We start from the raw sequence: 13061 nt of genomic DNA on the forward strand, positions 1-13061 counted from the left end.
TGGCTCAACCGACGATTTCTGCATTCATGTCTGTCACCAGTGAAATTTATAGGCAGAGCTGTGAAAATTGAGTCAAAAAAGTCAAGATAATTAGTAAAAACGAATTTTTGCTACAAATGAACAATTCATAAAAACACCTTTATACAGGTAATTTCCCGATAAATCCCACAGTAAATTACCGATACATCACAAAATAATTGAACGAACCAAGTCAACTGTAGTTACTAATCATTACATCTGCGAACAATGTGTTATGCCTACCACCAGTGCAAGATCAGTACGACATGACTGACACCAATGAGACATGTCTGAAACCAGAACTAAAGACTATCATCTAATCCCGAATTCATGTCTGTCACCAATGTAACACGTTTGTCACTTTTGCGAATTTAGATCAGTCTGATGCGTTTAAACCAATCCCGAATTCATGTCTGTCACCACCGCTTGAAGACTGTCATCAATGGCAGCACTGGCACATGCAATCTTGAATTCATGTCTGTCACCAATGTAACACGTTTGTCGCCAGTGATACATGTCTGGCACCGACATTCAACGTGTGACACTATTTAAAACTCTTGTTTTAAAGGACGCGAAGCTAAGACTTTCACTTGCTCTAGCACATTTGCCCCATTCCATATAATGTCGTTAATCATGTTTGTAATCGGAAGTTCAACATTAAATTTCTTGGAGAGTGTTTGCAGATTCTGCGCAGCGACAGCGCCTTCAACAATCATCTTTGTGTCATGTTTAAAATCATCGAGCGTCTTGCCTTTCGAAAGATAGTCCTCTCCGAATCGTCGGTTTCTCGAATGTCTTGACATGCAAGTCACAACCATATCGCCGATTCCCGCAAGACCCTGGCATGTCCTCTCATCTCCACCTGCGCTTTTAACCATACGACTCATCTCAGCGACACCGCGCGTGATAATCAGAGCCGCAGTATTATCTCCAAAACCGAGCCCATAACAAAGCCCCACTGCTATAGCTATAACATTCTTAAAGGTTGCACACAACTCAACACCATAGACGTCTGTCATAGTGTAAACACGAAAATATTCAGAAGAAAAAACGTCACGGATTCTGTTCGCAAGTTCAAGATCAGAGCAGGCGCAAGTTGCTGCACTGTAGACCTGTTTTATCACCTCTTCTGCGTGGGTTGGACCACTAAGAACAGCGATTCTTCTCTCATTCCCCAAAACATCTGCTAAGACTTCGCTAGAAAGCAGTCCAGTGTCGTGTTCGGCGCCTTTAGAACAAATCACAATAGGTAAATCATCGTCGACAAAAGCCTTAAAACCCTCGGCAGTTGAACGTAAAAATTGTGATGGAGTCACCACAACACAGAGTTTTGCTCCATCTAAAGCCTCCTCAAAAGAATTTGTCGCCTTAATCCTGTCATCAAGAACTATGCTTGAGAGATAAATGGGGTTCTTGTGGGATATGTTAATCCCCTTCTCAACTTCAGGCTCAAGAGCCCACAGCATTATGTCATTTCCATTCTTCGCAAGAAGTTGAGACAGAGCACATCCCCAAGAGCCAGCTCCAATTACAGCTATCTTCGACACTTTCTCACCTCACAACTATTAAAGTTTCGAATCATATTTAGTATATTGTCTCATGCAAACAAACATCTTTTTGCAATTTGAGTCATGTTTCCATCAAGTATGTTAAGTATTTTTTATGTCTGGCACCAGTGCATCATGACTGTCACCAGTGCATACAGCGCAAACATTCAAGACTGTCACCAGTGTAAAATTTCTAGCACCATCGTGAAGAAAGATACAAAAAATCATGTCTGGCACCATTGGCAGACTTCTATCTCCCCCGACAAATCCAACTTATATGAATCAAGTATAAATTTGGGCATAGTGGTTGACAGTATTCGTTGGGTTAATGCAATTTATGTCTGGCACCATTGCATCAGTATTATTTATGTCTGGCACCAGTGCATCATGACTGTCACCAGTGCATACAGTGTAAACATTCAAGACTGACACCTGTGTAAAATTTCTAGCACCATCATGAAGAAAGATACAAAAAATCATGACTGTCACCAGTGCGGACAGTGCAAACATTCATGACTGACACCGTTGTGAAACGACGTAGCCGCCACTGTAGTAGCTGCAAGCAACTAGTTGTCGCTCTTCTTCGAAGCTCCTATTTTTCGCTCTGTTCCATTTTTAATGCGCACAATATTGCCGCGATGCGCCCAGATAACGACAAGACCCGCTACGCTTAAGATGAGCGCAGGAAGCGGGCTATTCCAATGGGTAACAAACGCAGCTAAAGGATAAAGCGCAGCTGCGGTCACCGAACCCGCTGACACATATTTCGTGGCCAAAACTACAAGTAAAAAAGCTCCAAAGAGTATACAAGCTACCGGAACGCTCATGGAAATGAAGCTAGCTCCAAACGCGGTTGAAATTCCTTTTCCACCTTTCCAACCAAGCCATGGACAAAAAATGTGGCCCATAGTTGCAAAAAAAGTTGCCAAAGCCGCAGTCAGCTCCGCTGGGTTTTCACAAAGCGGAAATTGAGCACCAGTTAAAAAAATTGGAGCAACATAGAGCCCAATTGCGGCAGCAAGCATGCCTTTCAAAAAATCACCAACAAAAACGGCTCCTCCGCCGACTTTGCCCATTGATCTCATCGAGTTAGTAAAGCCAATGTTTCCAGAGCCTTCATCTCTAACATCCTTATGAAAAAAGACTTTAGAAATCAAAACGCCGCAAGGAATCGAGCCTAGCAAAAAAGATACAAGCGACAAAAGCAGTAAAACAGCTATATTCTGCAACTCTCTAATCCTTTCAAAAAATCACCAACAAAAACGGCTCCTCCGCCGACTTTGCCCATTGATCTCATCGAGTTAGTAAAGCCAATGTTTCCAGAACCTTCATCTCTAACATCCTTATGAAAAAAGACTTTAGAAATCAAAACGCCGCAAGGAATCGAGCCTAGCAAAAAAGATACAAGCGACAAAAGCAGTAAAACAGCTATATTCTGCAACTCTCTAATCCTTTCAAAAAATCACCAACAAAAACGGCTCCTCCGCCGACTTTGCCCATTGATCTCATCGAGTTAGTAAAGCCAATGTTTCCAGAGCCTTTATCTCTAACATCCTTATGAAAAAAGACTTTAGAAATCAAAACGCCGCAAGGAATCGAGCCTAGCAAAAAAGATACAAGCGACAAAAGCAGTAAAACAGCTATATTCTGCAACTCTCTAATCCTTTCCGCGCATAAATATCTTGATTGGCGTTCCACTCAAATCAAATGAATCCCGCAGCTTATTCTCCAAAAACCGCTTGTAATTAGGCGTTACTATGTCGGGGCGGTTGCAAAAAATTTGGAAAGTCGGCGGTTTTACACCACTTTGAGTAATATATTTCATGCGAAGAATGGCCTTTCCAGAAGTGATAGTGTGACCTGAACTTCGTATGTCTGCAAGCCATTCGTTCAATTTGGCAGTGGATAATTTTTTGCAGTAATTGTCATATGCTATGTTTATTGAATCCCAAATCTTATCGACTTTCTTTCCTGTCAAGGCAGAAATAGACTGAATTGGAGCATAACTAGCAAACTGCATAAATTCTTCAAGGTCAGCGCGAATTTCTTTCTTCGCTTCTGCGCCTTCTACAGCATCCCACTTATTAAGAGCAATGCACATAGCGCAGTGCTTCTCTTCTGCATAATTTGCAACACGCTGATCTTCGTTCGTGATGCCAAGCGTGCCATCGACAACAAGTACAGCAACGTCAGCCCTATCAATTGCACGCATTGCTCGCACATAACTGAAATATTCCACATTGTCGTCAATCTTTGATTTCCTGCGCAAGCCAGCTGTGTCAATAATGCGATAGGTTCGCCCCTCATGTTCAACGACTGTGTCTATCGCGTCGCGGGTCGTTCCGGCGACATCACTAACAATAGAGCGGTTCTGATCGGTAAGCTTGTTAGTCAAAGTAGACTTACCAGCGTTAGGACGCCCTATTATCGCAACATTAATGAAATCATCTTCCTCACCAATAAAAGAATCCGCTTCGTCTTGATCTTGCTCAGCAACTCGTTTCAAATCGTCAACAACAATGTCTAGAAGATCCCCCGTTCCATGGCCATGAACAGCGCTGACGGCGATTGGCTGTCCGAAACCAAGCGACATGAAATTCCAAATCTCGCCTTCATCATCGGGGTTGTCCATTTTATTGACAGCTAAATGAACTTGTTTTTTTGTTTTCTTCAAAAGACAAGCAACGTCCTGGTCATCAGATTGAATTCCAACTTTTCCATCTACCAAAAAAACAATGGAATCAGCCTCTTCTGCCCCCATCAGAGCAGAACTGCGAATGTCCCCTTTAAAACAGTCGTCGTCCGACATCTCAAGTCCGCCGGTGTCAATCAAATCAAAAGCAACACCGTTCCACTCGCAAGGGTGGTATGTGCGATCGCGGGTCACACCACGACGCTCGTGAACAATCGCCTCGTCTCTCTCGCACAAACGATTAACAAGTGCCGACTTGCCAACATTTGGCCTTCCTACTATTGCAACTTTTAAATTCTTCATTTTGTCTTTCTTAACTAGTTAAAGATTCATTAAACCCGATAAAGTTTTTGCCTAACGTGAATTCTATCAACAAAACGAACATACACAAAGTGATGCTATATGCTAAGCAACCGCTACCAGATCCCGACAGCGTAACCATACCTACAGTCCTCTTGGTTAACGCAAAATAAAACTGACCTAGTCATAAAACAGCTAAATCTATAACCCCCCAAAACTCTAACAGAGCTTTAATGAACAACGCAGGCTAAACTTCTTCAATTAGTACGCACATTTGCGCGAGCTATTCAATTCGAGTTGTGCCCTCAATTTAGCTTGCACGTTTGAGGAAGACATGGGCACATTGTTATTAAAGCCACGAGATTATGGCAAAAATTGGGACAAATGCCAAAATCTCATCGGCAAGGCGCATACTTGGTTCGCCATAAAAGCCAACAAGCAGCTCCAGGATAATCACTAACACGTCGTCACACCCTGCAAAAGCAGGCATCACATTAGCTTGCGCCGCACATTATCGATGCGAGCATCTCACAAAACTACAACCTCTCGGTACCAAAAACCCTAGAGAGCGCTCTTGTAGATGTTTACTGCGTCTCCCATAGTAAGTTTCTTAAATGAACCAAAAAGCTCACCTTTGTTTTCCTTTAAAGTAGGAAGCATTTTTTCAATGTCGTCTTCCACAAATCCAAACTCTGAAAGCCTTGTTGGCATGTTCATCGAAACAAAAAATTCACGCGTAGCCCGAATCGCAGCACGGGCGTCGGCCTCAATGTCGTCAGTTGTGGTAATTCCAAAAACTTCTCTGCCATAAAGCGCAAATCTAGCAGGGTTTTCTTTGTAAACATAATCCATCCATGCAGGAAAAAGAACAGCCAACCCCGCTCCGTGGGTCACGTCTGGCTTTAATGCCGACAGCTCGTGTTCCATGCCATGGGTCGCCCAATCTTCATGTCGACCACATCCAGCAATTCCATTGTGACACAAGGCACCTGCCCACATGATGTTTGCACGCGCATCATAGTTATCAGGCTCCTCTAAAACTCGGAGAGCGTTAGCACGAATCGTCTTCATGAGCGACATGTTCAAGTTGTCTGTAGCTGGAATGTTTTCTGCATCGTCAAAGAAACGCTCTAGAAGGTGAGCAAACATGTCGGTACAACCCGCAGCAGTTTGATAGGCTGGAAGGCTCATAGTGAGTTCAGGATTCAAAAAAGCAAATTTTGGACGGTTAATGTCGGATCCAAAACCAGTTTTTAATCCCAACTCATCATTTGAAATTACTGAGTTTTTGGACGATTCACTTCCTGCGGCAGGAATAGTTAACACGACCGCAATTGGTAAGGCCTCTGTAACGGGTATTTTTTTGCACACAAAATCCCAGGGGTCACCATCATAGTGAGCAGAATCAGCTATACACTTAATCGAATCAATCACTGACCCACCGCCGACGGCAATCAAATAGTCAATATCATGTTCTTTGCAGAGTTTTTGACCTTCACGAACAAGGCTAATCTCGGGGTTTGGTCGAACTCCACCAAGATCAACCCATTCAACACCAGCGTCTTCTAGTGACTTTTCAACTTTATCAATCAAACCTGACTCTTTAGCGTGGTGACTTCCAAAATGAATCAATGCGCGTTTTGCTCCGGCTTCTTTTAATCTTTCTCCGACTTTGAGCTCAGCATCCTTTCCAAAAATAAATCTTGTTGGAGAATAAAATTCAAAATCATTAAATGCTGTCATAGCCCCTCCAAATCTACACACAAAAGATTATTTATTACAAAACTAGTATAAAACATGCCCATTAAATTCCCCTATCCAAGCGCTTTTCGCAAAATAAACGCAAAAATTGGAGAGCAAAAACTCAGCAAAAGAACAACGTTTCTATTCCGTGAGATAAAGAAGAAATGCAATCAAACTCTTTAGGAAGCTACAAAATTTTTATCTAAAAAAGATTCGAGCTCATCAATCTGAGAAGCAGGTGTGGAAGCACCAGCAGTTATACCGATTAAAAATTCAGAATCAAAGTTTTCACATAAAATCTTGCGAATATAGTCAACTAACGCGTCTAATTCCACCATTGATTCAATATGAAAGCAATGCTTGCATTTTTCTTGACAGAGTTCAAATAGACGCCGGGTGTTTGCCGACTTTTTCCCACCTAGAACAATCATTACATTGGCTTTAGCCGACAAGTCAAGTGCTGCCTCCTGCCGTTCTTTCGTTGCATTGCAAATTGTGTTCTTGATTTCCAGGTTTTGGGAACCCTCTGGCGAAAAAGGTTGCTTCTGTCCCCGGTTCATTCTTTTTTTAACTTCGCGCACAATTTTTGAAAAAGTTTCTTCAGATTGCGTGGTTTGCGAAACAATTCCTACACTATGCGGATAAGAATCTGGAAGATTATCAACATCCGGAACTAAGACAACTTTGGTTGCACCCTGTTTTGCATATTCAACAATCGCCTCAACCTCAGGATGCCCTTCCTCACCGACGACAATCACAAGTTCATGTCTCTCGCCTAAATTCTTAGCAGAAAGCTGTGCTTTTTTGACATAAGGGCATGTTGCATCGATTACTTTTGCATGTTTCTCAATCTCTCGCTCAACGCTTGGTTTAACACCATGTGATCGCAAAACGACAGTTCCACATGCCTCAGCCGGCGATTTGATAACAGAGACACCCCTGCTAGAAAAATCATTAACGACTATTGGATTGTGAATAATCTCACCAAATGTAGATACATTTTGTTCACTGTCAATAGCTTTGCTCGTTAACTCTAACGCGCGCACAACTCCATAACAAGCCCCTGCAGGATTGGCACAAACTACTTTTACCCTAGCACCCACCGAGAAGTTCCTCCGTTGTGTGATGAATGTGCAGGTTCTTTACCTCTTCGACATCAGAATAGTCAATATCATTAGGAAAAAGAGTTTTCATATCGACTTGTTCAGGCTTAATCGCATCCCTAAGCGCAAAAACCTCTCGCATAGCCCACCAACTGCAAATCGCAAGCCTATCTTTCTTCTCAAAACAGTCAAAATCAGAGAGCAAAATCGGATCTCCATATTCAATTTCAACTTTTGGAAAGTGCAAGCGCTCACCCTTTTTCTTAATCTTCCCAACATTTCTAAATGCACAAGGAATGATTGGAGCATCACCAGCCATCTTAGCTATGAACGCAAAGCCGGAATGAAGCGAGAGATCAGCCGTTCCGCGCCCTCTTCTTGTGCCTTCAGGCATAATCGTAACCATTTCTTTGCGTTGCAGCATCTTTACGGCACGCTTTAAAGATTTTCTGTCGGAAGTTTCACGCGAAATTGGGAATGCACCGGCACGCGCAATGATTTGCCTAGCAATCCATGGCTTACCTTCGAAAAGAGTCTCGCGAGCAACAATTCGTGGACAGCATTTGGGGCGAGGTCCAAGAAAAGCAAACACAGCATCAAGATAGGATTCATGATTTGCGATTATTATGCATCCGCGTTTGTCTTTAAAATCAGTAACTTTTCTCTTGTTAATAACTTTATAACGAAACGCGACTTTTGCAATAAAACCCAGCACAAAGAAAGCAAACCAACTAAACCAGTGGGTAATTCTGCGTTTAATTGGGATGCCCTCTTTATCAACGTTAAACTCTCCATCAAAGGGAAGGTCAAACATTTCCTCGGTTCGAAGTATTTTCATCTATCGTCTACGCTCGTTTGCAAGCTCGCAAATTTTTGCAATAACTGTTTCGATGTGATCGCCAGTAGAGTCAATTTCTACTGCGTCATCTGCTTTCTTTAAAGGAGAAGTATCACGGGTTGTGTCAGCTCTATCGCGTCTAATAATGTCGGCCAACACCTCTTCATAATCAATGGAACCCACGCACCTATCGGCATTTTGTCGCACTCTGCGATGTGCTCTTTCCTCAGGAGAAGCCGTCAAAAAGACTTTAACTTCAGCATTTGGAAAAACAACAGTGCCAATGTCGCGTCCCTCAACAACATAATCGCCAGCATTACCAATTCGTTGCTGCTGTAAAACCAACGCCTCACGAACGGCTGGTGCTGAGCTAACAGGAGACACGGCCTTGTCGATTTCTGCAGTTCTGATGTCGCTTGTGACGTCGTGCCCATCAACGAACACCTGATTTGGTGTTGGGTCTTCATTCGTGTGCCCAAAAGCGATTTCACATTCTCGAGCCACTTTACCAAGGGCCTCATTATCGTCCAAATCCACGCCATTGTGCTTGGCGAGCCATGCAACTGCACGATACATTGCGCCAGTGTCTAGGCATGAAAACCCGAGTTCACGTGCAACAACCTTTGCTACAGAAGACTTCCCCGCACCACAAGGTCCATCGATTGCAACAATCATTTATTCTCCTTTTGTTAATTTTTTAACGTCGTCAAGAAAGTGTGGATAGGAAACATCTATGCAGTCAAAATCTTCTACAGAGATTGATTTCTTACCCACAAGTCCGGCAATCGCCCAAGTTATTGCCATTCGGTGGTCGCGATGAGAAGGCATAACAAGCCCATCAGGCAAATCAAAGTCAGGATCTCCCTCGATAAACAAATCATCGCCATGGGTCCAAACACTTGCGCCAAGCTCAGTTAAACCATCGATTATTGCTTGCAGGCGGTCAGTTTCCTTGGCGCGAAGTTCTTCGCAATTCCGAAAAACCGTGACACCCTTTGCACAAGATGCAACAAGAGCAAGAATTGGAACTTCATCAACAACTGTTGCGAAATATTTAGCAGGAATCTCACAGCCCTTGATGTTTGGGGAATATTCAGCGTGAATGTCGCCATAATTTTCCTTGCCTTCCGAGCCTTTCACTTCCCAAGTGATTTTAGCGCCCATGCGCTCAAGGGTTCGCAAAAAACCAGTTCGAGAGGGGCTTAAAAGCACGTCTTTAACTGTAATAGAGCTCCCCTTTAAAAGAACAGCAAGGCAGCACAAAAAAGCAGCAGAAGAAGCATCCCCTGGAACATTCAAATCAGCTGCCTTCATTTGCACAGGTCCTGAAACTTCGGCATATCTGGTTTGAGCAACAGTTTCAACGCCATATTGGCTCAACATCAATTCGGTGTGAGTCCTCGATTGTTCTGGCTCTGTTACAGATGTCTTTCCATTAGCATAAACCCCAGCAAGCAGTACTGCCGACTTTAGCTGCGCAGAAGCCATTGGGCTTTCATATTGAATAGCCTTTAAATTCCTGTTTCCGTGAATTGTAATTGGAAGAGTTTCTGCGCCCTCCGGAGAGAATTTTGCGCCCATCAACATGAGCGGGGCCGTAATTCGGCGCATTGGTCGCATGCAAAGAGACTCATCACCCGTAATTTCAACCTCGATGTTCCAAGGTGCCAAAATTCCCATGAGCAAACGTGCCGTGGTTCCCGAATTCATACAATTAATTGGAGCAGCGGGTTGCTTTGGTCCTTTGCTTCCCCAACCAGTTATCTCTCCAGTAAGAGAGCCATCACTCTGCTTTTTTAAATCTACTTTGGCTCCCAGAGCAGTCACCGCCTCAATTGAAGCTCGAACGTCGGCTGAATCTAAAACCCCAGAAACTTTCGAAGTTCCTTCGCTCATTGCAGAAAAAAGAATCGATCGATGTGAGATTGACTTATCGCCAGAAACCGCGACAGACCCTTTAATTGGACCTGATAGAGGCTCAATTTTAACCGTGTTAGACATAATCTCCCCTCGCTTTATTGTTATAAAAACAATTCTACACTATACAAAAGAGCGCAATATTTCCAGCTCCTTGCCCTTTACTTCGCGCATTTGGCCAGCCTTAACAGAGTCGATTGAAATGTTTGCATATTTCGTTCTTTTAAGAGAAACAACAGGATGATTTACTGCAGAAAACATCCTGCGGACTTGCCTGTTTTTCCCCTCGTGAATTGTGATTTCAACAACAGATTCATCTTTATCTGACGACAGAAGCTTGCATGAAGCTGGAGAAGTTATAAAATCCCCCAGATCGACACCTCTTCTCAAAACATCAAGATCGCAAGATAAAACATTTCCTTGTACAGTAGCAACATAGGTTTTACGAACTTCTGATGAAGGATGCATTAATTTAGCACCAAGTTCGCCATCGTTTGTGACAAGCAAAAGGCCGCTTGTGTCAAAGTCGAGCCGTCCAACTGGAAAAAGTCCAATATGTTCACTTTTAGAAATTAAGTCTTTCACAGTTGGACGACCTTGTGGGTCATCCATAGTGGTAACAAAACCACAGGGTTTATTTAAAGCTAAGACGACCTTTTCTGCCGCTATTTTAACAACCTCACTATCTACTGCAACAACATCTACATTTTCATCAACACTCGTGCCAAGTTCACTAACCACATGTCCGTTTACAGTAACACGCCCTTCAGCAATTATTTTTTCAGAATTACGTCTCGAAGCCACACCACTTCTGGCTAGATATTTTTGCAATCTCATCATTTATCTGTCGACATCGTCCGCAAGTTCAGTGTTTCTTGACCTTAGAGCACCAAGACGTTCCGCAATCGAAATTCTTGCGTCTTCGTCTGGTGCAAATTCCTCAAGTGGAGGCAATTGTTCAATATCAGTTAAGCCAAATGAATTCAAAAATTGTGTTGTTGTCGATAAGAGTGCAGGATTTCCTGCATCTGTAGAGATTCCTGATTCAAAAATGTAGCCTTTATTAATCAAAGTTGTTACAAGTGAATCAGAATTAACACCGCGAATTTCTGCAATTTGAGAACGCGTAACTGGTTGCGTGTAGGCAACAATTGAGAGCACTTCCACAGCAGAAGCGGAAAGTTTGCGCCTGTCTTGATCAAGAATAAAGCTTTCGCATGCATCGAAATATTCTTCTTTTGTAAAAAGCTGATAGCCGCCAGCAACCTCTCTAATTTCTAACGCCGACTCATCTTCAAAGAGATAGTCATCAAGATCAGCAATGCTAAGCTCAATATCTTCTGCATCTTCTCCAAGGGCTGAGCATAAATCGTCCATCGAGACAGCCCCTTCCGACACAAAAAGGATCGCCTCAATCTTTTGCATCAATTTACGGTCAGACCTTGTTTTATATTCAGTAATCGCTTCAAACATTTTTCATTCTTTCCTATTCTTTTGCTTCAATTTCAATGTCGCCAAATTCACAAACTTGCTCAACATTTACAAGATTGCGTTTATACAACTCAAGAACTGCCAACAGTGTTACAACCACAATCTCACGCCGAGGAGATTCTTTAACAAGTTCGCTAAAACGCATCTTTCCTTCAATCTTGCATCTCGACAAGACAGTTTGTGCAAACACTTCAACATTTAATGGCTTTGATGCAATGTGAGAAGAAGCCAAAAGAAACTGGTCTTTTCGACCAAGCAACAATGCAGCCTTCTCAGAAAAAACTACAACTTCAACATCTTTTAAAAAATTCGGGGCTACTTCTTTAAAATCACTTGTTGGACCAAATGTGCGCGTGATGTGGCGCGTTTCGGCATCAAACATATCATTTAGTCGGGCGGAAACATTCTTGAATTGCTTGTAAACGATCAGCTTTTGAATCAGAAGTTCTCTTGCCTCTAATGGAGAAAGCATCTCATCTTCTTCTAAAGTGACAATTTGTTTAGGCAACATAGACTTTGCTTTAATTTCAAGCAAAGTTGCCGCTACCAGCATAAAATCGGACGCTGTCTCTGTGTCTAAAATAACCATTCTTGACACAATTGCGAGATATTGATCGGTTATCTCCGAAATCGAAATCGAAGAAATGTCAACCCGTTTAGATTGAACAAGCTGAAGCAGAAGGTCGAAAGGACCTTCAAAGTTTGCAGTTTTGATGTTGATACTCAAAACTTGCCTTCTAGTAAAAAGGAATCATGAGGCGTCCGAGATTTCCCGCAGTTAAATTTAAATAGGCCGAAATTAGATCAATGTTGATGATGTATGGAATAACAATTATCGCAATTAGCAAAATTGGAAGCGCATACTGCTGCATTGCATACCATTTTGGCAACTTGTCCTCAGGAATAAACAGAGCGATTATCGATGAGCCGTCAAGTGGCGGCACTGGGATCAAATTAAAGAACATCAAATAGAGGTTAATCAAAATAAACTGAGGTAAAAACAGGAAATAAAAGTAATAGCCAATCACATTGTTATAAATAGCAAACGCTTCCCCTTTAAAGAGGTTCATAATCAATGCGCCAACAAATGCCATTACAAAGTTAGCCAAAGGACCTGCAAGTCCAACAATACAGTCACCTTTTCTTTTGTCCTTAAAATACATTGGATTGTATGGAACAGGCTTTGCATAACCAAACACAGGCAGGTTCATTATCATAAGAAACAGTGGCAAAATTACCGTTCCAAAAATGTCAACATGCTTCGCTGGATTTAGAGAAAGACGGCCTGCCTGCTTCGCCGTGGGGTCTCCTAGTTTATATGCAGCAAACCCGTGAGCGACTTCATGAAGAACAATTGCTGGCACAAAAGCCAGTATTATGCAGGCATATGAAGCAATAGTGTCAAAATTCAT

General features: G+C 42.5%; 15 protein-coding genes. All 15 read right to left on the minus strand.

The genetic code is table 11. The annotated features are described in order from the left end of the window. Nucleotides 1–566 precede the first annotated feature (566 nt). The gene (locus FXZ76_RS00005; protein ID WP_079535102.1) at nucleotides 567–1565 is read right to left on the minus strand and encodes an NAD(P)H-dependent glycerol-3-phosphate dehydrogenase; all 999 of its coding nucleotides are present in this window, start codon (nucleotides 1563–1565) and stop codon (nucleotides 567–569) included. A gap of 566 nt (nucleotides 1566–2131) precedes the next feature. Then, nucleotides 2132–2794, minus strand: coding sequence for a glycerol-3-phosphate 1-O-acyltransferase PlsY (gene plsY / locus FXZ76_RS00010; protein ID WP_079535103.1), 663 nt, complete (start codon nucleotides 2792–2794; stop codon nucleotides 2132–2134). Further along, nucleotides 2782–3006 carry a glycerol-3-phosphate acyltransferase gene (locus tag FXZ76_RS00015; protein ID WP_079535104.1) on the minus strand — a complete coding sequence of 75 codons (225 nt, stop codon included), beginning with the start codon at nucleotides 3004–3006 and terminating at the stop codon, nucleotides 2782–2784. Before FXZ76_RS00015 ends, plsY begins: the two co-directional genes overlap by 13 nt. Continuing rightward, entirely contained in the window at nucleotides 2994–3218 is a 225-nt protein-coding gene (locus FXZ76_RS00020) for a glycerol-3-phosphate acyltransferase (RefSeq protein WP_147571462.1), read from the minus strand. The genes FXZ76_RS00015 and FXZ76_RS00020 overlap by 13 nt, the downstream gene beginning before the upstream one ends. Nucleotides 3219–3222: 4 nt before the next feature. Next, entirely contained in the window at nucleotides 3223–4560 is a 1338-nt protein-coding gene (gene der, locus FXZ76_RS00025) for a ribosome biogenesis GTPase Der (protein WP_079535105.1), read from the minus strand. 346 nt (nucleotides 4561–4906) lie between these two features. Next, nucleotides 4907–5047: a hypothetical protein gene (locus FXZ76_RS06280; protein ID WP_157887260.1), complete on the minus strand. Its 141-nt coding sequence runs from the start codon at nucleotides 5045–5047 to the stop codon at nucleotides 4907–4909. A gap of 71 nt (nucleotides 5048–5118) precedes the next feature. Further along, nucleotides 5119–6300, minus strand: a complete 1182-nt coding sequence (locus FXZ76_RS00030; RefSeq protein WP_079535106.1) for an iron-containing alcohol dehydrogenase — start codon at nucleotides 6298–6300, stop codon at nucleotides 5119–5121. A gap of 179 nt (nucleotides 6301–6479) precedes the next feature. Further along, the gene (gene ispH, locus FXZ76_RS00035) at nucleotides 6480–7403 is read right to left on the minus strand and encodes a 4-hydroxy-3-methylbut-2-enyl diphosphate reductase (protein WP_157887261.1); all 924 of its coding nucleotides are present in this window, start codon (nucleotides 7401–7403) and stop codon (nucleotides 6480–6482) included. Next, nucleotides 7393–8217: a lysophospholipid acyltransferase family protein gene (locus FXZ76_RS00040; protein WP_231961706.1), complete on the minus strand. Its 825-nt coding sequence runs from the start codon at nucleotides 8215–8217 to the stop codon at nucleotides 7393–7395. Before FXZ76_RS00040 ends, ispH begins: the two co-directional genes overlap by 11 nt. 24 nt (nucleotides 8218–8241) lie before the next feature. Beyond that, the gene (gene cmk / locus FXZ76_RS00045; protein ID WP_079535109.1) at nucleotides 8242–8916 is read right to left on the minus strand and encodes a (d)CMP kinase; all 675 of its coding nucleotides are present in this window, start codon (nucleotides 8914–8916) and stop codon (nucleotides 8242–8244) included. Beyond that, a complete protein-coding gene (aroA, locus tag FXZ76_RS00050; RefSeq protein ID WP_079535110.1) occupies nucleotides 8917–10242 on the minus strand; it encodes a 3-phosphoshikimate 1-carboxyvinyltransferase in 1326 nt (441 codons plus the stop codon). It lies immediately after the preceding gene. A gap of 39 nt (nucleotides 10243–10281) precedes the next feature. After that, nucleotides 10282–10998: a pseudouridine synthase gene (locus tag FXZ76_RS00055; protein WP_079535111.1), complete on the minus strand. Its 717-nt coding sequence runs from the start codon at nucleotides 10996–10998 to the stop codon at nucleotides 10282–10284. Then, on the minus strand, nucleotides 10999–11631 hold the full coding sequence (scpB, locus tag FXZ76_RS00060) for an SMC-Scp complex subunit ScpB (protein ID WP_079535112.1): 633 nt from the start codon (nucleotides 11629–11631) through the stop codon (nucleotides 10999–11001). A gap of 13 nt (nucleotides 11632–11644) precedes the next feature. Next, entirely contained in the window at nucleotides 11645–12376 is a 732-nt protein-coding gene (locus FXZ76_RS00065) for a segregation and condensation protein A (RefSeq protein WP_079535113.1), read from the minus strand. A gap of 10 nt (nucleotides 12377–12386) precedes the next feature. Continuing rightward, entirely contained in the window at nucleotides 12387–13061 is a 675-nt protein-coding gene (locus tag FXZ76_RS00070; RefSeq protein ID WP_079535114.1) for a site-2 protease family protein, read from the minus strand.

It is taken from the genome of Phoenicibacter congonensis, assembly GCF_902386915.1.
Taxonomy (GTDB): domain Bacteria; phylum Actinomycetota; class Coriobacteriia; order Coriobacteriales; family Eggerthellaceae; genus Phoenicibacter; species Phoenicibacter congonensis.

Bases quoted from the DNA above. Each gene is read 5' to 3' on its own strand.
- der (WP_079535105.1), bottom strand. From the start codon at position 4,560: ATGAAGAATTTAAAAGTTGCAATAGTAGGAAGGCCAAATGTTGGCAAG.
- FXZ76_RS06280 (WP_157887260.1), bottom strand. From the start codon at position 5,047: ATGCCTGCTTTTGCAGGGTGTGACGACGTGTTAGTGATTATCCTGGAG.
- FXZ76_RS00030 (WP_079535106.1), bottom strand. From the start codon at position 6,300: ATGACAGCATTTAATGATTTTGAATTTTATTCTCCAACAAGATTTATT.
- FXZ76_RS00040 (WP_231961706.1), bottom strand. From the start codon at position 8,217: ATGTTTGACCTTCCCTTTGATGGAGAGTTTAACGTTGATAAAGAGGGC.
- cmk (WP_079535109.1), bottom strand. From the start codon at position 8,916: ATGATTGTTGCAATCGATGGACCTTGTGGTGCGGGGAAGTCTTCTGTA.
- aroA (WP_079535110.1), bottom strand. From the start codon at position 10,242: ATGTCTAACACGGTTAAAATTGAGCCTCTATCAGGTCCAATTAAAGGG.
- FXZ76_RS00055 (WP_079535111.1), bottom strand. From the start codon at position 10,998: ATGATGAGATTGCAAAAATATCTAGCCAGAAGTGGTGTGGCTTCGAGA.
- scpB (WP_079535112.1), bottom strand. From the start codon at position 11,631: ATGTTTGAAGCGATTACTGAATATAAAACAAGGTCTGACCGTAAATTG.
- FXZ76_RS00070 (WP_079535114.1), bottom strand. From the start codon at position 13,061: ATGAATTTTGACACTATTGCTTCATATGCCTGCATAATACTGGCTTTT.